The organism is Paenibacillus antibioticophila (assembly GCF_000455265.1).
In the GTDB taxonomy this organism is placed as follows: domain Bacteria; phylum Bacillota; class Bacilli; order Paenibacillales; family Paenibacillaceae; genus Fontibacillus; species Fontibacillus antibioticophila.
In genome coordinates, this window is sequence record NZ_HG005139.1 from 392,531 (window position 1) to 414,840 (window position 22,310).

The window sequence follows — 22,310 nt, forward strand, 5'->3', positions numbered from 1 at the left end:
TTGGACGAAGAAAACGTAGAGTTTTCCGTCCAACTTTTTGCTTCAAACATCACCGTCGATTTGCTCACCTGTATATAATTTCCGGTACTGTCCGGGAGTATAGCCAGTCTCTTTTTTAAATTTACGTATAAAATTCGGCGCATCAAGATATCCTACTTGCTCGATAATTTCTTTCAACGGCGCGCTGCTCTTAACCAGTAGGCGAGTTACTTCGTTCATGCGGCATTGCCAAATATACTGGGAGAAGTTCATTCCTGTCTTCTCTTTAAAGCACCGGCTAAGGTAGGAGGTAGATATTGAGAACCGAAGTGCCACATGTTCCAGACTTAAAGTGTAATCCGCATACTGCTGGTCGACATAGGCGACAATATCATCCAGCAAAGAATGCTGTTCATTTTCCGCATTACGCTCTACCTGCTGACAGATTCGGGTTGTGAGCGCTCCAAGTCTTGAAGCTAACTCCTCTAAGGACTCGAAGGAGGTCAGGCTGGACAGATCAGTGAACACTTCATTCATGCCGAGCTCGGAGGCTGTGCGCAGCAATGAATTCAACAGGTCAAAGCAGATGCAGCGCAGCAGCGAGACAGACAACGATTCAATCTTCAATTCCTCAATCACAGAAGTAATCACTTGCTGGGTTACAAGCGCATTCCCTTGCTTCAGGCCTTGCTCGATCTTCAGGATGGTCTTCCGGGGAATCCAGTAACTTTCGGCAGAAGGAACGTTTAACTCGGCAATCTGCTCAAAATAAGTCACACGTCCGTTGCTGCCAACCATCCGGTATTCAAGCGCTGCCGAGGCCTCAATGAAAGATTGGTTCAAACTCGAAAGATCATCGTAAAGCGTCCCTACACCCATATAAGGAATGTCTCTTAAATGGTCGACAATAAGCACCTTAATAGCTTCAATAATAGGAAGAACCCGTTTCTGGGCTTCTTCATGACTGGACGCTGCGACGGAGATGATTAGAGCAAATTGCTCATCCGGAGAGAATTCAAGACCATAAACGCGGGTATCCAGCTCAGATAATTCAAATTCACTCAACATTTCCTGCAGGTGCTGCTGTTCCTGCCAGTTTCTTTCCCCTTCAACTCCCACATCCCAAGCAAGAAGAACTGAAAAATAGAAGCCCCTGCCCGGCGGAAGCATTAACCCGGTTCCTTGAATCATTCGTTCCACATCAGCATCATTGGGCTGGCCGTATTTCAGGAGCAGCAGCAGACATTGGTTACGCACATAAGGCTGCTGCATATCGATTCTGGCGCTATAGTCATGAATCGTCTGCTTAATCCATTCCCATTCATTCCGATGCTGTAACTCATGAGAGGAGCCGGGCTTAAGCTTGGCGAATTCGAGCAGGTCTTTGATCGGGTGATATTGGCGCTTGGCAAGCAGCATAGCGGCCACAATACCTGTGATGGCTGTGACACAGAAAATCAAGAATACCAGTTCCTTGATATGGGCGACACGGCTGAAGAACTGGTAGCTTGGCATCGTTGTAATGTACGTCCATCCATTATAATCGGATTTCACGACGACAACTGAATACTGGTCATGGTTCAGTGTCAAACTGTGAATTCCGGGTTCAAGGGACGGCAAGGCGGCCAGGTCCTCTGCCGGCAAGCTGGTGCCGTGATTGTTAACGGTTAGCGCTTCGCCGTTCTGGTCAAAAATAAAGCTGCCGCCGGAAAAGTCGCTGAGGATGGAATCCATCACGCCGGTCAGCTTGGACTCCTTCATTAAATAGACAACAATGCCATATGGATACTGATCATTCGGTTTGATCGGCACCAGATAAGTCAGCATAGGATCGCTATGGGAATAGACATTGACGAGTTCCGCCGGCCGCATAACCGGCTGCTTTAATTCGTTCAGATCCCTCAGCATCTGCTCTTTCGTCCACCGTTCATACTTATACATCCGTTCAAATACAACATTAATATTCGTCATGCCGGCGGGAGCATAAATGACCGAGTCATTGTGATAATATAAAAACAAGTCTTCCAGGATACTGCTGTTGGCTTTATACTGGCTTAAGGTTCGAATTGCGTCTGCACTATACAGGGGATGATGAACCATATAGGGTGTCAGCTTCTGATCATAGGAAATTTTGCTCGCAATATCGAGTAATTCAGCCATCCGTTCATCGATGGTCGTCTTTACCTGATTCAACTGATTTACGTTCGATTGTTCAATCTCAATCCGGAGGCTCTTGACGGCGCTTTCATACACAAGCAATGTGACCACGGTCAGTGGAATCAGAAAGATTAACACATATGAGATCGTATATTTAAGAAGAAGCTTGGACTTAAAATGATTCCAGGTTGGCGAGGCCCCTGTGGTTTTAGAAGAGCCAGATGTTTTAGGCAAAAGGTAGTCACCTCCAGCGTATGAATTTGATCAATCATTATAACGTTATATCTATTATGCTATAAAAATGCGAAATTAGAAAGTGGAGAGCTGAAATTGTCGAAAATACTGTAGGAATATCATGTGATGAAAATAAATAAAAAATCCCCTCCCCACAGCACTATAAGCTGTCAGGAGGGAAATAATGTACCGCTTTCTGCTCATTTACTTCAAATCTTCGATAGAGTTAATCTCCATGTAAGCTGGAACGACGAGACCGGTCTTGACCCCGGTCATATTCGGTCCGAGATCCTCAAGCTTCTCCCCGAATTCTGCCCAGTAGTCGGCATGAGTCAATGGAAGCCAGGCTGCTGCGGAAGCATCCACATCGCCGCTGGCTACGCCGGTCCACATCGGACCAGCTTCAACTTGCAGGGAAGTAACGTCATAGCCAAGCTTGCTCTCCAGTACATATTCGAGCACGTTGGTGCTGGCGATTTCGGAGTCCCAAGCCACATAGCTGAGCTTGAACGTATCGCCGTTAACAGGACTTAGATCCTTAACCCATTCGTCCACACGCTCCGGATGAGCATCAACCCAGTTCTTGGCTGCCTCGGCGGGATCGCTTCCTTCCTGGATGGCGGTCATGATCTCACCCATTTCGTCGGAGGTCCACTCAAACCGGTCGAGAAACTCATAGGCGGTCGGATGATCATCCTTTAGTCCTTGGCGGACAATGGTATGAATTTCTTCGGCTTCACCGTAGGTTTTTTGGGGATCCTCAAGATACTTCAAGTCATATTTCGCAAACATCCAATGCGGCGTCCAGCCGGTAATGATAATCGGATCTTCAGCTTTTACGGCCTTATCCAGCATAGCCGTCATCGCGGCTCCGGAACCTTCAATCAGCTTCCAGTCTTCTAGTTCATAATCGCTAATCGCCTGTTCGGTTGCCTTCATGATCCCTGCTCCAGGGTCAATACCGATAATTTCATGTTTCATACCGGCGAGTCCATTTGCTGCGGAGGCATCACCGTTGTCATTGGTTGCCGTTCCGCATGCCGTCAAGGCGAACAGGGATGCCAGCCCAGCAAGCACCATCAGTTTCTTCATCTTCTTCAGCTTCATTAATTACACACTCCTCTTGTTTGATTTAAATAAGTTCTGTGTAAAGCGGTCGAGTACGATCGCCAGGACAACAACGGCCAAGCCGGCTTCAAAGCCCTGGCCGATCTTGAGTTGGGTGACCGCACGGTACACCGTTGCCCCAATCCCTTGTGCGCCGATCATCGATGCGATAACGACCATGGACAATGAAAGCATAATGGTCTGGTTCACCCCGGCCATCATGGTCGGCATAGCGAGCGGCAGCTCCACCTTGATCAGCTTCTGCCAAGAGGTCGAGCCAAAAGCATCAGAAGCTTCTGTAAGCTCTCCGGACACTTGCTTGATGCCGAGATGCGTCAGCCGAATCGTCGGCGGAATCGCAAAGATGACAGAAGCAATTACCCCTGGCACGACACCAAGGCTAAAGAAGGTAACTGCCGGCAGCAGGTAAACAAAGGCAGGCATCGTCTGCATGAAGTCCAGGACTGGAGCGACGATCCGGTTTGTTGTCTTACTGTAGGCGCAGATAATACCGATCGGAATCCCGAATAAAATGGAGAATAATCCGGAGGTAATGACAAGACCCAGGGTGCTCATCGTTTCCTGCCAATAGCCGAGATTATCAATCAGAAGAAATCCGATGATCGTGAACAGACTTAGCTTCCACTTGCCAATGAGGTAAGCGAGAACACCAATGATTGCTATAAAGATGAGCGGATGAGGAAATAAAAATACATTGGAGAAGAAATTAACAATCGTCTCAATGACCTCGGATATTGCTCCGAACAGAGGAGCAAGATGATCTTCCATCCAGTCGACGGCTTGCTCGATTCCGTTCGCAATGGGCAGCTTAGGCAAGAAGCTCATGATCGCTCACCTCCTTCTTTGTGACTGACTTCCCCGGCTAGAGCGCCGAGTACAGCTCCGCGAACGATGACTCCCATTAGCCTCTGTTGGTCATCCACGACAGCCAACGGCACGCGCGCCGAACTGGTGACCTCGAAGAGCTCGTTCAACAGCGTATCCGGAGTTACGCGAGGTCCGTCGGTGATCAGGATATCCTGCAGCCCGCCCCCTGTTTTTAAAATCTGGGAAGCATCTTCCGCTGTAATAACCCCAAGCAGACGTTTGGTACGGTCAATCACAAACAGGTTGGATATACCGCGTTCTCTCATCAATTCCAGCGCAACACGAGGTCCGCGATCCAGAGTGACCGTCTCGGGACGCCGCATGACACGGGAAGCGGTCAGTACCTTGGACAGGTCCACATCCTCGATGAACCGCTCCACATAGCGGTCGGCAGGCTGAGTCAGCATTTCCTCCGGGGTTCCAATCTGAATCAGCTCGCCATCCTTCATCAAGGCGATCCGGTCTCCGATACGAAGTGCCTCATCCAGATCATGTGTGATGAATACAATCGTCTTCTTCATCTTATCCTGCAATGCCACCAGCTCATCCTGCATATCCCGGCGGATTAATGGGTCAAGGGCGCTGAATGCTTCATCCATCAGCAGAATTTCGGGGTCATTAGCAAGCGCGCGGGCTAGCCCGACCCGCTGCTGCATGCCGCCGCTGAGTTGATCCGGATAATGATCTTCCCAGCCCTTTAATCCAACGAGCTCAAGGGAAGACATAGCCCGGCTGCGGCGCTCGGATTTCGCCACCTTTTGAACCTCCAGGCCGTATTCCACATTTTCCAGCACAGTACGGTGTGGAAAGAGAGCGAACTTCTGAAAGACCATACTAATGCTTTTTCTGCGGAGCTCTCTAAGCTCGGATTTGTTCATTTTCCGAAGATCACGTCCGTGGAAGAGCACCTCTCCGCCGGTTGGCTCGATCAGCCGATTGAGCATGCGGACAAGCGTTGACTTTCCGCTTCCCGATAGTCCCATGATGACGAAGATTTCTCCCTCGCGAATTTCTAGGCTGACCTGATTTACACCGACGGTCAAATTTTTCTCTTTAGCTAGGCGTTCCTTGGAGTACCCTTGCTTTAACAGGTTAACGCCTTGCTCGGCACCCGGGCCAAATAGCTTGCTTAGTTGATTTACTTTCAATATTTCTTTTTGCATGCACTCACCTCTTACTATTTACTATTTTCAATAAATTCTGTCTCCCGTGTTAACCCATGCAATAAGTCTAGCAAACGAACAAGCAAAACCCAAACGTGATTACAGTACGTATAGAACGTACAGAAAAAACAGAACGTAAAGATACTTGAGAATGCTCCGGATTGCTCAAATATCCTGCCCAATCTGATTCTTTACTTTTTAAGCTGCTTTTCTTAAGATAGAGGAAGCATAGCTCATAAGAGCAAGAAGTACAGCTATCGTCAGAACTGGAGGTCGCATGACACATGAGCGCAAGCCTGAATCAGCTAACGTCGGAACAGCAGGCTGAACTGATGAAAATTCGTAAGCGTGTAATAGAAGCAATCGGCAGCAATATGGATTTATATGGAATATCGCATTCGACGGGCCATTTATACGGGCTGCTTTTTTTTGCAGATAAACCGATGACTCTTGACGAGATGGGTATGGAAATGAAGATGAGCAAGACCAGCATGAGTACGGGAGTGCGGGCGCTGCTGGATCTCCGAATGGTTAATAAGGTGTGGGAGAAGGGATCTCGTAAGGATTTGTACGAGGTTGAATATGACTGGCACCAGACCTTTACGGATTTTTTCGCGATTAAGTGGAGAAAAGCTGTGGAGAGTAATCTTCTTGTCCTTCGTAAAGCTATGAATGAAATCCATAAAACGTTGAAGTCCGATGATAAGCCGCATGAATCTTATTGTTCAATATTGGAGGAAGACCTGCGCAAGATGGAGCAAGCGGTGCAATACTATTTGTGGCTTGATCGTCTGATCGACGTTATGGAGAGCGGGGACATCTACAATCTGGTGCCGAAAGAATAAATGAACATGAAGCAGGCCATCCGGGAATCACTCCGGATGGCCTGTTTATTATTACGGCTTTAGCCAGTTGAGCTCACGAATGCAAGCAAGATTGCACGTAAGCCTTGATCTGACCAGACTTATTCTAGCCATGCTCCTTCTGGTCGCAATTTAGTGAAATTACTTCCCTTATATTCTCCGTTCGGCGTTCAAAGCCACCTGTAGTGAAAAAACTTACCTTAAAACCCAAAAATTTGTAAAACCCACGTTTTAGCCAACTTTAAGCGCAAAAGTTTCACTATTTCCGCTCCTCTTACCATTTCCCCCGAATGTAAGGTAACTTTGTTCACTAAATGCATGTGCAATACGTGTTTGCATGTAGATGACTCACCGTCATCATATTGCGAAACACCGTACACTGGAACTGAGTGCGATGCGAGATGTGAAGTCGCCTTTGCTCGCGGATTTCTCCCTTGTTAGAACTTAGTTCAATCAAAGAAATCCGCGAGCAACAGCGATCGTAGCGAACTCTTCACACGTTGCCCCCGCACGTGCAATTCAACTTATATAGTTACTCATATACGCCGATATCGGCAATCATGACACGGCCCATCCCGTTATAAAGGTGAAAGCTGAGCCTTCCGATACCGGCTTCCGGATTGAACCGGGAATCTGCTTCAGAAAAGGTATCCAGGTTTAACTGAAAGGTCTGGAAGACAGATTCCGTAGGCTGCTTGTATTTTCCGTCCGATAAGTGGAGATCAAGCCAAGGATGCAGAGTGAACCGGGTCTCGGGAAGCGGCTGCAGCGCCATGAACTGTGAGAGCGGAAGCGAGACGGCAATCCCATCCATGGTTTCCAGTTCAATTTCAATCTCCATCGGTTCCGGCGGGATATCCTCAGCAGAGGACTTCGCCGGTTTATCTAATTCATAGCTTCTGTCCGCCATGGCGAAAGACAGGATACCGATGCCGCCTGCCGGCTGTGGAGCACCCTGCTCCCAATCCAGTGTATAAGTGGATACCTCCTCAGAGGATTCCCTGCGTTCCAGCATAATCCCTTTTGTGCCTTTTCCCGTATTGCGGCGGTTCTTGGCTTCTTCCTCTCGCCAAATGACTTCCTCGCCCTCTGCGGTTCCACCCTCAGGGAGGGTGATCCGGTTGGCATCCTCATCGAATCGGGTCCATGCTGTCATGGAACTGCTCTCGAAACGATTAAAATAAGAAGTCTCCGGCAGCCAGTCCAGGGCTTGACGGGAGTCAACGAATAGAGGCGTATACTGCTCCTTGCCATGCAATGCAGCTTCCAGAAAAGCCGATATATACACCTTGGCAATCTGGCGTTGCTCTGCCGGTGTGAGCAGTCCCTGCCGGTTCAGCAGAATTCCCTTCGGATAACTGACATCATGTCTCCCCCAACCGGTATTGAACTGGCTGTGGTTAGCATCTCCGATGTAGAGGGCGGCTTTGAAATAATACTCTTCATCCCCGCTGGAAGAAGTAAAGGAGGTTCGAACGTACTGTCTTTCCCCGTCAAAATCACTGACATCCCCATCCCTTGCTCCTTGCAGCGTTAAATAATTGATGTTCTCCAGCTCAGCCAGATTCCCATCCACTTTTTTATCCGTAGGGGCAATAGCGGCAACCGCTTGAATCTGATATTGCTCAAGTCCTTCAAGCCCGGGATCGGAGTCGAACCAGCGCTGATAATCCGAAGCCATGGCAACCGCCTGACCTCCGCGTGAATGGCCGATCATTGCAATCTTGTCAAAGTTCACCTTTTGATAAAAAGGAGACTCCGCATCCCCGGCAAAGGCGCCAATCTGCTGCAAATGCTTCAAGAGCATCCATGCGCGCACCTTCATATCGTTATCGGGAATACCGGTCCACACAGAGTAATTCAGGAAATTCTCGTCCACGGAGACCGCGATGTATCCCCGGCTTGCCAGCAGATTTCCGAGATAAGCATAACCGTCGTCTGAGTAGTCCTCCATCAGGTGGTTCCCGTGTACAATCAGCACGAGCGGAAAACTGCCGGACCCTTCCGGCATCCACACTCTGCCATTCACCGGGAGCGATTTCTCATTGAATCCCCAATATTTTGTCCGGAGACGGTTCCACTTTTTAATATAGGCGGAAGCATCCACACTCTCCGTAGTATAGTCGCTCTGTTCGCCGAATTCCGGCTGCCAGTAATCCTTGCCGCTGCCATAGGTAAAATGATGGACCTCATAGGAGCCGGCAACAGAGGGATCCGCAGCCGTTAACTCTTCAATAACCACATCGCTGTCTGCGCTGACTTCCATATCATGCTGGGCCTGCTCAGGCCAGAGGGCGGCTGTCAGCAGCATAAGAACAAGCACAGAGCTGATCGTGAATTTCGTCCGAAAACGTACCTGCCGGGAGGCAAGTACAGCGAATATAAACCCGCCGACAATTCCTGCAACAGTCAATATGCCTGTTACAATGGAAGAAATAAGTACGGATTGATCCTCCTGATAGAAGATCAGATAGACCGCAGCAATATTAAACAGCAAGCTGCCATAATACAGCCTGGGCCCGGGAACTCCGAGCAGTGCCAGCAGGAACGCAGCGATATGGCACAGGATGAAGTGAGCCAGCGTTCCTAGAAATAAGAAGACAAGGATATCAAAGGCGACGCCGAACCCGGTAGGCATTCCCATGGCAGCAAGCATAAATGCAAAGATGCCGGCCCCCCAGGGACCGGCAATGGCAAGCCGCCAATAGGCGGTATCATATTGATAAGTTCGCCGGATCCGATCGCGCAGTCTGAGGCGAAACGGGCGTCTGCGCGGTTTGATCACATATTGTGTCTGGTAAGGAAGTTCCATAGTATCCCCCAAGTCTTGTACTCTGCCATCAGCAAGTAGTTACAATACGTTTACTATTGTAGCATGCATGCCAAAGAGAGAGAACAGGATAATCCCGGGTTGTGCGGTAAAAGACGGACGCAAATGCTTAACTGGTCAGCTTTGGCGACCCGGTTTTCTTGAAGCGGAGAATGGACCAGACCGTTAATATTCCCAGCACCGCCAGACACACCGCGATGCTGATTCGATTCTGAGGATCCAGCAGTACGACGAAGCCGGGAACAGCCATCAGCAGGCGAAACAGCCCGTCTTGGGCAAAATAGGCGATCAGGGACCCCGTAATCAAAAGAACGGCTACCCACTGCAAACTGCGAACAGGCACGCCTTTGGATGAGAGCCTTGCGAGTCCCGAAGGCGCTTCGCCCCCGATAGCCATGGAGTGCAGCACCCGCTCCGAATCCTGGGCTTCAGATAAAGTCAGCCCGAATCCCTGTGCCGATTACCCCGCCCATGGCCATGAAGCTGATGTGACGGGGAAGTAATTTCCTTTGAAGTGACGTATGTTCTGAATTCAATCAAAAAGCCTCCTGAGCTTCAATGAAATGCATAGCTATTGAATCATCTTACAATAATTCTCACGGAATGTAATCTTAATGTTACCTTGTTGATTAGTATCAGATTTCGTTGATTGAGCAGATAGTAAGCGCGCTTTCATTTTCTTAAAATAAAGGGTAGACGGAGAAAGCAGTAGAGGGAGGATACATAAATGGCGCAATTATCCGTGGAAAACAGGCTGGAACCGGCTGCGGACAAGAAGAGAAGCGGATTCTGGAGGTTTATCAAGCAGTGGGATTTGCAGCTTATGGTCATACCGGCATTAATTTTGATCTTTATTTTTAGTTATATCCCGATGTATGGCATCCTGATGGCTTTTCAGGATTACAAAATCGGAAGAAGTTTTTCCAGCAGTCCGTGGGTAGGGTTCAAGCACTTCGCTTATTTCTTCAATGCACCGGAATTCAAAAACGTGATGAGAAACACGATCGTTATCAGTTTTCTGAAATTTCTCATCGGATTTCCGGCCCCGATTGTTCTGGCTCTCATGCTGAATGAAGTTAGAAAGATGGCCTTCAAACGGGTTGTGCAGACGATCACTTATTTGCCGCACTTTATGTCCTGGGTTATCCTGGGCGGTCTGGTCAGCGCATTGCTTGCGGTGGATAACGGGAGCATCAACATGCTTCTGGAGAAGCTGAACTTCATAGACAAGCCAATTAACTTTTTGTCATTGCCTCAATATTTCTGGGGGATTCTCGTAACGACGAACGTCTGGAAGGAAATCGGATTTGGCTCTATCGTCTACCTTGCGGCGATCGCCGGTGTGGATCCAAATACATATGAGGCTGCATCGATCGATGGTGCGAGCCGATTCAAGCAAATTTATCTGATTACGCTTCCATCCATTATGCCTGTTATCAGCATCTTCATGATTTTGGCGATCGGCAATCTGTTGAGCGCGGGTTTTGAGGATATTTTGATTCTCGCCGCCAACCCGGCCATCCGGGATGTATCCGATGTATTGGATACGTATGTGGTGCGTGTCGGGATCGACAATTACCGATACTCCTATGCAACTGCCGTTGGGGTCTTCAAAGCCGTAGTCAGCGTCGGTTTGCTAAGCTTGGCCAATTTCATAGCACGGCGGTCGGGCAACAGTTTGTGGTAATCCGGATATAATCAGAGGAGGTTGCTTGATATGAAAGACACCTTGGGTGATCGCTTTATGATGATTTTCATCTATTCATTTCTTATTTTGCTCGCGGTTTCTACGCTGTATCCCTTCTTGAACGCTTTAGCGGTATCTTTTAACCAGGGGCTTGATACTTCCAAAGGCGGAGTTACGCTATGGCCGAGAGTATTCACCTTGGAAAACTATAACGTCGTCTTTAAGGACGACCGTTTGATGAGCGGATTCTTCATCTCGGTTCTACGAACCATCATTGGCACGGCATCCGCGATTCTGTGCACAGCGATCTTTTCTTACGGCATGTCCAAAAAGGAACTGATGGGCCGTAAATATTATATGGTTATGTGTATTATTACGATGTATTTCGGCGGCGGATTGATTCCTACCTTCATGCTGATTCGCAACCTGGGTTTGATGAACTCCTTCTGGGTCTTCATTATCCCTTCGCTGATTGGCGTGTGGAACATGATCATTTTCCGAACCTTCTTCCAAGGGCTTCCGAATGGATTGGAGGAGTCGGCCAAAATCGACGGCTGCGGGAACTGGGGCACCCTGTTCAGAATCGTTCTCCCATTGTCGGGACCGGTTATCGCCACCCTGGCGCTGTTTACCGCCGTGTATCACTGGAATGAATGGTTCCTTGCCGGGATTTATATTTCCGATCAGAATAAATACCCGATCCAGACGATTTTACGGCAGATTCTGTTATCCAATATCGTCTCCGAACAAGGGGGAGGGGGGCTGGATGCTTCATCGCTGGCCCACATGCAGCGGGCTAAAACGATCACAAGCAAATCGCTTTCGATGGCGACGATGATCGTTGCTACACTTCCAATTATTTGCGTCTATCCTTTTGTACAAAAATACTTTGTCAAGGGCGTACTGGTGGGTTCACTGAAGGAGTAGGTGAAGTGGACGAACGACATCTCGAGCGGGTTTAGAGCACAAGCTTTAACCATAGATCCTATCATTTGTATTTCAGAAAGGGGAAAGCAACGCTATGAGGAAGAGGAGAAAATGGCTGGTTACCGTATTATCGGCCCTGACGATTATTGCACTGGTTGCCGGTTGCTCCGGCAAAAACAGCAATAGCGGAAAACCGGCTGACCAGAACGGCAACACTGCGGAGCCGCCAGCGACAGAGGCGAACTCAGAGGGACCGAAGCTCTATGAAATTGGGAAAGAGCCGCTCAACATTACTTTGTTCGGAAATTATGACTGGTATACGATGCCTAAGTGGGGTGATGATCCAACCACGAAATGGGTTCAAGACAACAAGAAGATTACGGTGACGGAAGTACCAAACGGCGGCAACGCTGCTCAGAAGCTAAATACGATGATTGCATCCGGCGAATTGCCTGACATCGTATGGGGCGAACGGGGCACCGACGTAGAACGGCTGCGCGAAGCAGGCTTGCTTGTGCCGCTTGATGATTATATCGATAAATACCCGAATTTGAAAAAATGGCTTGATCCGAAAGCTCTGAACATGCTTCGCTCACCTGATGGTAAGCTGTATCAGTTCCCGAACTGGTATACGAACCGGCCGAACGGAAACGCCGGCTGGGTTGTAAACAAGGAGTACTATACGGCGCTTGGGTCGCCTAAACTAGAAACTACGGATGACTTATACGCCTATTTGAAGCAGGTTAAGGAAAAGTATCCGAACGTGATTCCGTTTGAAACGGACCTTGCCACTGAAGGACATGGTCTCGACCAAATTTACTCCGCGTTTAAGGAAGATAACATGGGCTTCGGCAGATTCTTTGCCGTACCTGACGGCGAAGACAAGATGAAATCGATCTATAAGGATGAACCTTACCGTGAGTCTGTAGTATATGCTGCAAAATTGTTCCGTGAAGGCTTGATGACGCAAGACGCATTTACGCAAACCCGCGACCAGGTCGACGAGAAACTGATCAATGGCCGGGTAGCGGTGTATGCGACAGCGAACCCGACGGTTTACGCGATGGCAGCGGATACCGAGCTTAGAAAGAAAGATCCGTCGAATCCGGATCTGGGCTATTTCATGATCTGGCCGATTCATAAAGAAGGACTGGATAAGAACAAAATCTATCCGGGCACCTACAATAAATTGGGCTGGAATGCGGCAGTAATTACTACAAGCGCTAAAGATCCGGAAGCCGTCTTTGCATTCCTGGATTGGTGGACCGGTCCGGAAGGAACGACGCTGCAATTCTGGGGCGTGGAAGGCGAGTATTGGCAAGGACTTGAAGCGGACGGCTACACACCGAAATTTACGGAGAAATACGGTACGGAGAAAGATAAACTGGCTGAGTATCAGAAGTTCATGGATCCGTTGATGTGGGTCGGCAACACCGTATTTGCGGATGATACAAAAGGTAAATACGAGTCTACATTGGCTGAAAACGAACGTAACTGGGCGACTTACTGGCAGTATCAAATTACATGGAAAACGCAAGGGGACGCTACGGAGTTCGTTAATATGCCGCCAAGCCCGGACAGCGAAGCAGGCATTGCGTTCCAACGCGCTAAAGACATTTGGGATCAAGTGAGAGCGCAAACGCTGTTCACGAAGAGCGACGAAGAAGTGTTGGCTCTGTTAGACAAGGCTTATGACGATACGATGGCCGCCGGATTCCAAGCCACCTTGGACCACTTCGCTAAAAAGTGGGGCGAGAATAAAGCAATGATTAACGGCAATTAATTTTTTCATGAAAGGGCCTGGTTCATTCAGGCCCTTTTTTCCTCTCACTGCCGGACGAACCTGTGCCTGTTCAGGAACATATCGTAACGGTATACTGGATTCAAGAGTCTATCCTAGGAGGACACACATCATGTATAAAGTGCTGTTAGCCGATGACGAACTGCTGGATCTGGAAGGGATGAAACGGTTTATTCCTTGGCAAGACCTTGGGCTTGAAGTTGTTGGAGCTGTCAGCAACGGTTTTTTGGCATGCGAGGTTCTCGAACAGCAGCCCGTCGATATCTTGGTGACCGATGTTAATATGCCGAATATGTCCGGACTGGAGCTGGCACGAATTGCTATTGAACGAAAACCGAATGTTCGAATTATTTTTGTAAGCGGATACCAGGACTTTCATTATGTTAGAGAGGCATTGTCGCTCAAGGCGTGCAATTATGTGTTGAAACCGATGGATGATGAAGAACTGATTGCCTCCTTGGTGGCGATTACCGGGGAATTAAAGCTGGAAGCACGTCAGCGTGAGGCAGAAGAGAATTACCTCCGAATGAAGCCGATGGCCAAGAACGATCTGCTGATCCGCTTGCTGGAAGGCGAGTTGAGTTGGGATCCTGCCGATAGCTTGACCCGGCTGGCTTCCTCTTATGGTCTGGATTCGTTGAAAGGCCCGCTCCGGGTTGCGGTGCTGGAGATCGATGATTTCAAATGGCTTCGGCCTGAGCACGGTGAGGAGGATGCCGCTCAGAAGCTTGAAATGTGTCTGAAGCATATTTACGAGATTATTTACAGTAACGGGCTCCATTATTGCAAGCTGAGTCGAAACCGGATTGCAGCGCTGCTGCACGGTGAGGGACGGGCAAGAAGTCTGGAAGAAATCCGCGGCTCGATCGATTCCACCATATCCATGTCGATAACCGTCGGATTGGGAGAAGAGGTTCTGAGCCCAACACAATTGCCGGCCTCTTTCTGACAAGCAATAGAGGCATTGGACGGAAAAATGTTTTTCGGCCGCGGCCAGATTATTAATTATGAAGAAGTACATAAAGCGCCGGAGATGAATGATGCCAAGACATTGGATATCCGTCTGGATGCCTTGTTTAAGGCGATGAGCAACTATGAATTGGTACGTGTCCACGATGAGATCGACAATCTGTTCAAGTCGGTGTCGACCTTGCGCTCCAAGTTTACCATTTATAACTTAGCGATGTATATCGTATTCAAGCTGGATCATTATTTGCAGGGACAGGATGAGGACTTGTTTGAAATGCTGGGGATGGAGCTGCACAGCCTTGATGTGGTGCTCAAATTCGAGATGATGGGCGACATTCGCTCCTGGCTGGTTCGCAAGGTATTTGAAATTTCAGAGATGATGCGCAGGAAGCGGGATACGAAGAACAGCAGGCTGATCCGTGAAATCATGAAGATGATGAAGGATCGGATGCATGAAAATATAACGCTCAAGGATATGGCAGAGCAGTTTTCCTTCTCGCCGAACTATCTGGGCCATTTGTTCAAGGAGGAGGTCGGCAAGAGCTTCAGTGAAATGCTGATCAGCATGCGGATGGAACGGGCCAGGGATTTGCTGCGAAATCCGGTGATGAAAATCTATGAGGTCGCGGATCAGGTAGGGTATCGGTACATTCCCTATTTCAGCCGCCAATTCAAGGAAACCTATGGGATGACCCCGATGGAATTCCGCAAGCGGGAGTAATCGCGGAAGAGAGGTGAACACGGATGATCCCGGCCAGCAAGGCATCGAAGCAGCCAAGATTCATTCCCTTCGGATATAAACTGATGATTACTTATATGGTCTTTATCATCATTCCGGTGATCGCGATCGGTTATTTCTCTCATTCGATGTATGAGGATTCGATTCGGGTACAGACGAGGAGTAATATTCAAGGCACTCTGCTGCAAATGAAGGATAATATTGAATACAAGCTTTCCGATGTCGAACGGATATCGAACATGCTTTACGAGGATTATTCGCTGATTACACAGCTTCGCATTTATGAGAAGGGGTGGGACACTTATGAGCGCACTACCAAGATCGTAAGACCCAAATTTTCTATTGCAGTTAATGCAACCAGCCTCAATATCGCGATGTACATATTTCTCGCAAATGAATCGTTTCCCGAAATTTATCATGGCAAATTCCTGCAAGAGCGGCCGGATCTGTTAGAAAGAAACTACAACCTCTACCATCTGAGCCGGATCGAGGACAAGGCGTGGCATCGCAATTTCCCGGCGGAACAATTCGGCGAGACGATGACATGGCAGCGGGTGGAGAGGGACGAGGATTTTGGCCGGATCTCGTTATTGCGCAGACTGGTAGACAGCCAGAATCCGTTGGACTTGAATGAGATTGGGTTCATGAGGTTCAGCGTCAGGATAGATGAGCTGTTTCAAGGGTTGGATTATAGCAAGATCGGGGAAGGCAGTGCGCTGGTGATTAAGGATGAGTATGGAAGAGTTTTGTACCAGTCAGGCCTATTGCCGGAAGGAGAAGCTCATGGAGAAGCTTCATCCCATCTCTATTTGACGATTCAAGAATCGGTGGGAGAGTCCTGGGCCATGACAGCGTATGTACCTATGACGGTCATGGAGCAGGACTCGGCCAAGGTGCGCATGTTCATTTTGCTCATTTGCATGCTCTGCCTGATTGTCTTTACGTTCGCAGGGATGTTCATTTCCAGGTATTTCTCTATTCGAATGAATAAAATTGTCTATGTGCTCAATGCTTTCCGGGAAGGAGAGCTTCATAAGCGAATGGGCTATCGGGGAAAGGATGAGTTTGGCCAAATCGCTGCGGCATTGAATGAAATGGGACGAGACATTGATCATTTGATCGACCAGGTGTATCTGACCCAGATCGAGAAGAAGGAGGCGGAGTTGGAATCTCTGCAGGCCCAGATTAATCCGCACTTCCTGTACAACACATTATCGTCCATCAGCCGGCTCGCGCAATTTGGAGAGATTGAGAAGCTTCAGCGGATGGTGCTTGACCTGGCGAAATTCTACCGACTCTCGCTGAACGAGGGCCGGACGGTCATTCCGATCCGCAGCGAGCTGGAACAGGTGCAGGCCTACATGAATATTCAGACTACCAAATTTGGCGATGCGGTCTCCATATTCTATGATATTGACCCTTCGATCATAAAGTACGATACGATCAAGCTAATTTTGCAGCCCTTTATCGAAAATGCACTGGAACATGCCTGGTTTGGGAACTCCATTCATATCACTGTGTCTGGGAAGCTGCATGGAGAAGATATCATTTTTAAAATTATCGATGATGGAACGGGGATGAGTCCGGATAAGATCAAGCAGATCTTCGACCCGGTAGAAGGATTGAATACTGGGTATGGCATCCGTAACGTCAACAGCCGGATTCAGCTTCATTACGGAAGCAAATACGGGGTAAGCATCGGCAGTCGCCCCGGAATCGGAACAACGGTGCAGATCGTCATTCCTGCATGGCGCGAAAAGTAGCTTGACAGCAGCCCGGTTCGAGTTTTAAATAGACCAATAGTGTGTAAAAGTCGGATCACGAAAGGGTAGCGATCATCATGTTTCCTCAGTTAAAGCAAATTCACCCGTTGTCCTGGACGATCATTATTGGAACTATTTTCGGGCGTATGGCTACGTCAATGAGTATTCCTTTCCTGTCCATCTATTTGATCGGCAAGCTGTCTGCAACGCCTTCCCAAGCTGGAATCGTGGTAGCGGTCAGCTCTTTGATCGGAGTATTTGCCAGCTTCTATGGCGGTTATATTTCGGATGTGATCGGCCGTAAGAAAGTGCTTTTCATTTCAATATTCGGTTGGGCTATTGTCTTCGTCGGGTTTGCCCTGGCGGACCGGATCTGGCTCTTCTTCGTGTTCAATGCATTGAACGGCTTATGCCGTGCCATGTTCGAGCCAACCTCACGGGCGCTTCTTGCCGATATTACCGCGAAGGAGAACCGGCTGCTGGTATTCAATCTGCGCTATGCGGCGATCAATCTCGGGGTCGTGGCGGGTCCGATTATCGGTCTGCAAATGGGCGTTGCCGACTCGGCTCATGTGTTCTATATCGCTGGGCTGGTGTACTTTTGCTATGGTCTGATTCTTCTGATGCAATTCCGCAGACATACCCACATTGGCGGAGTGAAGTCACAGGCCGAGGAACGGCTGACCTTATCAGAAGCATTGCGAGTAACGGGAAAGGATCGGACCTTTATCTTTGTTTTAATGGGGACGATATTCTGCGTGCTGGGATACGGTCATTTCAATTCTACGCTTCCTCAGTATATGGAATTAAGCGCGGTCATTCAGGATAGTGCAACCTGGTTCGGGTATATGATCTCATTGAATGCAATTACCGTGTTGATCATCCAGTTCCCGCTCGTCCGGCTGGCGAGCCGGTTCTCTCCGGTTGTCCCGCTAATTGCCGGGAATGTGTGTGTAGCATCTAGCCTGCTCTTATTCGGAGCCTTTCCGTACCTATGGACGATGTTCCTCGCCGTTATTCTGTTCACGATCGGCGAAGTTCTGATGTTCACGATGACGGATTTGTTGATTGACCGGATTGCAAAGCCGGGGTTAAGGGGAACTTATTTCGGGATGTTCGGCTTCAATAATCTTGGCAATGTGCTGGCGCCATTACTTGGCGGATTCTTACTCGAGGGCTTAGGTGTAGACCGGTCGGTGCAGATCTTCGCGATTATCGCATTAACGACGGCATTTGGCCTGCCGTTCCTGCTTATTGGACATCGCCACCTTTCCGGCAAGACGGCACAAGATTCTGGACAGAACAGCCTCACAGGATAATTCGAAAACAGACCGCCATATGTGCGTGTTCAAAAAGTCAGCTTTTCAGCACCGAGAAGGTTGCGAGAACCTGAAGAAGGAGGAACGGAGTGTAGGCAAAACCTACATGAGCAAAATGCTTCCAAAGGAAGCATGCATCGTAAGCCTCCGCTTGGACTTCGAGGGTGAACGCAAGATTCGATGTCGAATCAACCCCTTGATATACTCCGTGATCAAAAGATGACTTTTTGAACAACCTCTATATGTTTCTTTCAAAGCTGGGGATTGGCCCAGTCCCTCCCGGGGATGACACGTATACTGTGTTATGACCCTGGGGAGGTGAGGAACGGTGACGGTAAAGGAACGCGTAAAACTGGCTCGCAAACACATCGGAAAACGGGTGAGAATCCGAACAAAGACCGGTGCAGATCTTTACGGGACAATAGTCAAAGTAAAAGGGACTAGATTATATTTAAAGACGAGTTCAGTTCATCCGGAAGGAAATAAAGCCCATGTAACCTTTGCTCCTTTGATTCTTCCGTTAGTCCTGTTCGATTTGCTGGTTATCGTATTGCTGGATGACCGGAGAAGACGGAGATATTGGCTCTAGTATTTTTTAAAATAGAAGCTCCTTTCAGGATAAGCACTGCGCCTTATGCTGGAAGGAGCTATATTATTATCTGCTAATGCAGAATGTGTATGATGTAACAGCGTTTTCATGGTATCTTGGTGTTGATACTAATATATGAGAAGGGGGGATTTCAGGATGGTTTGGGTTATCGATTTCGTACTTGGCAAGCTCCATGCAAAGTCTGCAGGATCGACCGGGCGATAATTTGCATGGGGCGATCATGAATCATCGCCCTTTTTACTGGACCTGATGTCTGTTAACAGTTGATTCTCCGCAGGCTTTGCTCCCTTAAACTCAAACCATGATTTAAGGAGCGGAGCAAATATGAAATATAAGAATGCGGATACGGTTTTGCCGGAAGTGCTGCTTAGAGAAATTCAGAAATACATTCAAGGAACTACGATATATATCCCGAATACGGACGGGGTACGCAAAAAGTGGGGAGAGAACTCGGGAAGCCGTGAACTGTTAATCCGCAGGAACCGGGAAATTAGAGCCAAATTCTCTGCGGGGCAGTCCATCGACCAGTTGGCTGACACCTTCTGCCTCTCTCACGATAGCATCAAGCGGATTGTTTATACGAAAAAAAGATAGCGTTAAGCCCGCTCGCTCTTATAGCAGCGGGCTCTTTGATATGGCAAAAACAAATATGAACAGAACTCGATCTATTCGCTTTGGAGGAGATTCTTTATTGTTGAACTGTAGCTCATTTACGAAAAAGGATCGATTATTATGGAATACCGCGAATTGACGTCATTATTGGATAGGAATCTTCACAGGATTAAGGCGATCGGAATGTATCATGAGAAAATAACGGAGCTTAAGCGCCTGCTTAACGGCGGGGGTGGCCAGACGGGTATGGATTTTGCCGTCGAAGCAACAAAGACAACAAAGAAAGTAAAGGGTGAAGAATATGACGATAAGTCTACGGAAGTATGAACCTGATGATCTATATAAAGTGCGAGATTTTATTATTAGAACGCAAAGCTTGCTGGGTCATCCTAACAACTGGGGAATCGACCGCTGGGAATTCGTCCCTTTCTTTCAGGAGACAAAAAACGGTACATTGGAGCAGTGGCAGAGCAGGATCGGAATTTGGGAGGATGAGAACGGGGACATTGCGGCAGTTGCTTGCGATGACGGGGATGTGTATTTTTTGCTGGACACCTTGGAGCCCGGCGTGCAGCTCGTGCAGGAGTTGTTCGAGTATGCGGAAGAGAAGCTTTTGATTTTCGAGCCGGGACAGCTCTGCACCCGTAATGCGCTGGCGATAACAGCTGAAATGAAAGGGATCGAGCGCATAGCGGAATCCAGAGGATACACGCGTGGGCCAGGGGAAGATACGATCATGTCCCTTACGCTCGATAGAGATTTTCAAGTCTTCTTGCCGCAAGGTTATGTTATTAAAACGGGTGAAGAAGTAGATAGCCGCACAAAAGCCCTTGGGCATATCATGGCTTTCGACTACGCCGGCACAAGCGATGCGGACAAGACGCTTCTCCATTACGGAAACATCGCCAAGGCACCTGATTACAGAGCAGGGCTGGAACTGTCTGTGCTGAACACCGCCGGGGAAGTAGTATCGTTTTGCAGTCTTTGGTGGGATCAAGCGAACAAGGTAGCAACTCTAGAGCCGGTAGGTACGCATAAAGCTTACAGACGCAAAGGGCTGGGGAAAGCCGTTATTTATGAAGGCCTGAACCGGCTGAAAACACTCGGTGCAGTAAAAGTATATGTCGGTTCAGGCCAGACATTTTACCGGAAAATCGGCTTTGAGCCGGAAGTCTCCATGTACCGCTGGATTCAAAGTAAGAGATAAGCATATTTTGCTATGTGCATCTCACTTTATCAGTTCACCTGGTTATGATTAAAATAATCCAATCCCATGGCTTCCCGCACTTCGCCAAGTGTTTCCTTTGCCAGCTCTTGTGCTCTGCGGGTGCCAGTCTTCAGAATATCCTCAATATCATCCGGACGTCGGTTATACATTGCCCGGCGTTCCCTCATAGGCTCCAGCATTAGATTCAAATCCTTGAACAAACACCGCTTGCACTCTGTGCAGCCTATACTCCCCATTTGGCAAGCCACCTGAATCTTATCTGCTTCTAGTGACCGGAATGCTTGATGATAACTAAAGATGGGGCAAATTTCTGGATGTCCGGGATCGTCTTTGTGCACACGAGCCGGATCCGTCACTGCCTTGCGTATCCTCAATACCAGCTCCTCCTCTGTGCAGTCCAAAGGAATCGTATTCCCGAGGCTTTTGCTCATCTTTGCATTTCCATCCGTGCCAACTAGCCTAGGCATCTCGCTGATAATAGCTTGAGGCTCAGGAAAGACAGGACGATACAGTTCATTAAACCTTCTAATTAGCTTGCGGGTTAATTCCAGATGCGGAAGCTGGTCCTCTCCGACAGGAATAACGGTCGCTTTGCAAAAGACGATATCCGCAGTCTGGCTGACCGGGTAGCCAAGAAAGCCGTAATATAACTCCCCAAGGCTTCGATTTTCCGATTCGGCCTTAATAGTGGGATTGTGACGAAGAGAATTAACCGTTACAAACATTGAGAAAAAGACGGTCAACTCAGCGATTTCAGGAACCATGGATTGAATAAATATCGTTGATTCATTCGGATCCACACCTGCAGCCAGATAATCAAGCGTTATTTCCCGTAAATTCCTGCTTATATTTTCGGGATGATCAAAATGTGTGGTTAGTGCCTGGACATCTGCCAGCATGACCAGGGTGTCATAGCGGCTTTGCAGCTTTACTCGGTTGTGCAGGCTGCCGGCGTAATGGCCCAGATGCAGCTTGCCAGTCACGCGGTCGCCCGATAGCATTCGCTCTTTGCTGAAAGGAATAATTTGATTCATTGGTAATCCTCCTTGAATATTGAATTTTTATTGTGTCTATGCAGCAGTTGCGCCACCAGCCCTCATCCATGACCATCACCCCCTTAAAATAAAAAAACTCCGTCCATATAAGGACGAAGAGTCGTTGTGCCACCTTAATTCAACTGCCTAAAGTCTGCCAACATACTTCAGCGCAGGAGTTTTCATTCTCAGTACGGAAGAGCCATGAATATTGTGTTCAGATGAGTTCTTCGATACCTGTCCCATGATAACGGCGGGAAACCCGGCTAATCCTACTGGACGAGTCTTTCGGACAAGCAGCTCCAAAGGCCATTCGAATCATCGGCGGAACACCGGCTCACAGCAACCGCCGGCTCTCTGGGATCCTGTCCGATATCTACTTACCCTTTTTCTTAGCTGA

At 48.4% G+C, this 22,310-nt stretch carries 17 protein-coding genes and 2 pseudogenes; 12 read left to right on the forward strand and 7 right to left on the reverse strand.

Going from position 1 to position 22,310, the window contains the following annotated elements; genetic code table 11:
* Nucleotides 1–42: 42 nt before the first annotated feature.
* The 4 genes and pseudogenes from TX85_RS01660 to TX85_RS01675 form a co-directional block, all read right to left on the reverse strand.
* Nucleotides 43–2,370, reverse strand: coding sequence for an AraC family transcriptional regulator (locus tag TX85_RS01660; protein WP_044477406.1), 2,328 nt, complete (start codon nt 2,368–2,370; stop codon nt 43–45).
* A 204-nt stretch (nt 2,371–2,574) separates the two neighbouring features.
* On the reverse strand, nt 2,575–3,477 hold the full coding sequence (locus TX85_RS27195) for a glycine betaine ABC transporter substrate-binding protein (protein ID WP_044477407.1): 903 nt from the start codon (nt 3,475–3,477) through the stop codon (nt 2,575–2,577).
* A 14-nt stretch (nt 3,478–3,491) separates the two neighbouring features.
* A pseudogene (locus TX85_RS27200) lies at nt 3,492–4,323 on the reverse strand (ABC transporter permease); the annotation flags it as partial.
* A complete protein-coding gene (locus TX85_RS01675; protein ID WP_044477408.1) occupies nt 4,320–5,528 on the reverse strand; it encodes a quaternary amine ABC transporter ATP-binding protein in 1,209 nt (402 codons plus the stop codon). The pseudogene TX85_RS27200 and the gene TX85_RS01675, both read right to left, overlap by 4 nt.
* A 284-nt stretch (nt 5,529–5,812) precedes the next feature.
* Between TX85_RS01675 and TX85_RS01680 the strand changes: the two genes are divergently transcribed.
* Entirely contained in the window at nt 5,813–6,373 is a 561-nt protein-coding gene (locus TX85_RS01680) for a GbsR/MarR family transcriptional regulator (protein WP_044477409.1), read from the forward strand.
* Between the two features lie 550 nt (nt 6,374–6,923).
* On the opposite strand, the gene TX85_RS01685 is transcribed toward TX85_RS01680, so the two are convergent.
* Both TX85_RS01685 and TX85_RS01690 read right to left on the reverse strand, forming a co-directional pair.
* The gene (locus TX85_RS01685; protein ID WP_044477410.1) at nt 6,924–9,203 is read right to left on the reverse strand and encodes a poly(ethylene terephthalate) hydrolase family protein; all 2,280 of its coding nucleotides are present in this window, start codon (nt 9,201–9,203) and stop codon (nt 6,924–6,926) included.
* A 127-nt stretch (nt 9,204–9,330) separates the two neighbouring features.
* Nucleotides 9,331–9,633: pseudogene (locus TX85_RS01690) on the reverse strand (amino acid permease); the annotation flags it as partial.
* A 315-nt stretch (nt 9,634–9,948) separates the two neighbouring features.
* Here TX85_RS01690 and TX85_RS01695 point away from each other — a divergent pair.
* The 11 genes from TX85_RS01695 (at nt 9,949) to TX85_RS01740 (ending at nt 20,855) form a co-directional block, all read left to right on the forward strand.
* Nucleotides 9,949–10,908, forward strand: a complete 960-nt coding sequence (locus TX85_RS01695) for an ABC transporter permease (RefSeq protein WP_044477412.1) — start codon at nt 9,949–9,951, stop codon at nt 10,906–10,908.
* Nucleotides 10,909–10,938: 30 nt separating this feature from the next.
* Nucleotides 10,939–11,835, forward strand: a complete 897-nt coding sequence (locus TX85_RS01700) for a carbohydrate ABC transporter permease (protein ID WP_044477413.1) — start codon at nt 10,939–10,941, stop codon at nt 11,833–11,835.
* Between the two features lie 94 nt (nt 11,836–11,929).
* On the forward strand, nt 11,930–13,618 hold the full coding sequence (locus TX85_RS01705; RefSeq protein ID WP_044477414.1) for an extracellular solute-binding protein: 1,689 nt from the start codon (nt 11,930–11,932) through the stop codon (nt 13,616–13,618).
* A gap of 130 nt (nt 13,619–13,748) precedes the next feature.
* Nucleotides 13,749–14,585 carry a response regulator gene (locus TX85_RS28035; protein WP_316244864.1) on the forward strand — a complete coding sequence of 279 codons (837 nt, stop codon included), beginning with the start codon at nt 13,749–13,751 and terminating at the stop codon, nt 14,583–14,585.
* Between the two features lie 27 nt (nt 14,586–14,612).
* Nucleotides 14,613–15,326, forward strand: a complete 714-nt coding sequence (locus TX85_RS28040; RefSeq protein ID WP_316244865.1) for a helix-turn-helix transcriptional regulator — start codon at nt 14,613–14,615, stop codon at nt 15,324–15,326.
* A gap of 23 nt (nt 15,327–15,349) precedes the next feature.
* The gene (locus tag TX85_RS01715; protein ID WP_044477415.1) at nt 15,350–17,107 is read left to right on the forward strand and encodes a sensor histidine kinase; all 1,758 of its coding nucleotides are present in this window, start codon (nt 15,350–15,352) and stop codon (nt 17,105–17,107) included.
* A gap of 77 nt (nt 17,108–17,184) precedes the next feature.
* Entirely contained in the window at nt 17,185–18,426 is a 1,242-nt protein-coding gene (locus tag TX85_RS01720; RefSeq protein WP_044477416.1) for an MDR family MFS transporter, read from the forward strand.
* A 328-nt stretch (nt 18,427–18,754) separates the two neighbouring features.
* Nucleotides 18,755–19,015 carry a hypothetical protein gene (locus TX85_RS01725; RefSeq protein ID WP_044477418.1) on the forward strand — a complete coding sequence of 87 codons (261 nt, stop codon included), beginning with the start codon at nt 18,755–18,757 and terminating at the stop codon, nt 19,013–19,015.
* A gap of 345 nt (nt 19,016–19,360) precedes the next feature.
* Nucleotides 19,361–19,630: a CD3324 family protein gene (locus tag TX85_RS01730; RefSeq protein WP_044477419.1), complete on the forward strand. Its 270-nt coding sequence runs from the start codon at nt 19,361–19,363 to the stop codon at nt 19,628–19,630.
* Nucleotides 19,631–19,768: 138 nt separating this feature from the next.
* Complete coding sequence (locus tag TX85_RS01735; RefSeq protein WP_044477420.1) at nt 19,769–19,975, forward strand: hypothetical protein; 207 nt, start codon at nt 19,769–19,771, stop codon at nt 19,973–19,975.
* Entirely contained in the window at nt 19,950–20,855 is a 906-nt protein-coding gene (locus TX85_RS01740; protein ID WP_044477421.1) for a GNAT family N-acetyltransferase, read from the forward strand. Before TX85_RS01735 ends, TX85_RS01740 begins: the two co-directional genes overlap by 26 nt.
* A gap of 29 nt (nt 20,856–20,884) precedes the next feature.
* On the opposite strand, the gene trpS is transcribed toward TX85_RS01740, so the two are convergent.
* Entirely contained in the window at nt 20,885–21,910 is a 1,026-nt protein-coding gene (gene trpS, locus TX85_RS01745; RefSeq protein WP_044477422.1) for a tryptophan--tRNA ligase, read from the reverse strand.
* Nucleotides 21,911–22,310 lie beyond the last annotated feature (400 nt).

Excerpts from the sequence above, each read along its gene's own strand:
- trpS (WP_044477422.1), bottom strand. The coding sequence starts at position 21,910 with ATGAATCAAATTATTCCTTTCAGCAAAGAGCGAATGCTATCGGGCGAC.
- TX85_RS01685 (WP_044477410.1), bottom strand. The coding sequence starts at position 9,203 with ATGGAACTTCCTTACCAGACACAATATGTGATCAAACCGCGCAGACGC.
- TX85_RS01720 (WP_044477416.1), top strand. The coding sequence starts at position 17,185 with ATGTTTCCTCAGTTAAAGCAAATTCACCCGTTGTCCTGGACGATCATT.
- TX85_RS01680 (WP_044477409.1), top strand. The coding sequence starts at position 5,813 with ATGAGCGCAAGCCTGAATCAGCTAACGTCGGAACAGCAGGCTGAACTG.
- TX85_RS01705 (WP_044477414.1), top strand. The coding sequence starts at position 11,930 with ATGAGGAAGAGGAGAAAATGGCTGGTTACCGTATTATCGGCCCTGACG.
- TX85_RS01715 (WP_044477415.1), top strand. The coding sequence starts at position 15,350 with ATGATCCCGGCCAGCAAGGCATCGAAGCAGCCAAGATTCATTCCCTTC.
- TX85_RS01695 (WP_044477412.1), top strand. The coding sequence starts at position 9,949 with ATGGCGCAATTATCCGTGGAAAACAGGCTGGAACCGGCTGCGGACAAG.
- TX85_RS01675 (WP_044477408.1), bottom strand. The coding sequence starts at position 5,528 with ATGCAAAAAGAAATATTGAAAGTAAATCAACTAAGCAAGCTATTTGGC.
- TX85_RS01730 (WP_044477419.1), top strand. The coding sequence starts at position 19,361 with ATGAAATATAAGAATGCGGATACGGTTTTGCCGGAAGTGCTGCTTAGA.
- TX85_RS01700 (WP_044477413.1), top strand. The coding sequence starts at position 10,939 with ATGAAAGACACCTTGGGTGATCGCTTTATGATGATTTTCATCTATTCA.
- TX85_RS01740 (WP_044477421.1), top strand. The coding sequence starts at position 19,950 with ATGACGATAAGTCTACGGAAGTATGAACCTGATGATCTATATAAAGTG.
- TX85_RS01735 (WP_044477420.1), top strand. The coding sequence starts at position 19,769 with ATGGAATACCGCGAATTGACGTCATTATTGGATAGGAATCTTCACAGG.
- TX85_RS27195 (WP_044477407.1), bottom strand. The coding sequence starts at position 3,477 with ATGAAGCTGAAGAAGATGAAGAAACTGATGGTGCTTGCTGGGCTGGCA.
- TX85_RS28040 (WP_316244865.1), top strand. The coding sequence starts at position 14,613 with ATGTTTTTCGGCCGCGGCCAGATTATTAATTATGAAGAAGTACATAAA.
- TX85_RS28035 (WP_316244864.1), top strand. The coding sequence starts at position 13,749 with ATGTATAAAGTGCTGTTAGCCGATGACGAACTGCTGGATCTGGAAGGG.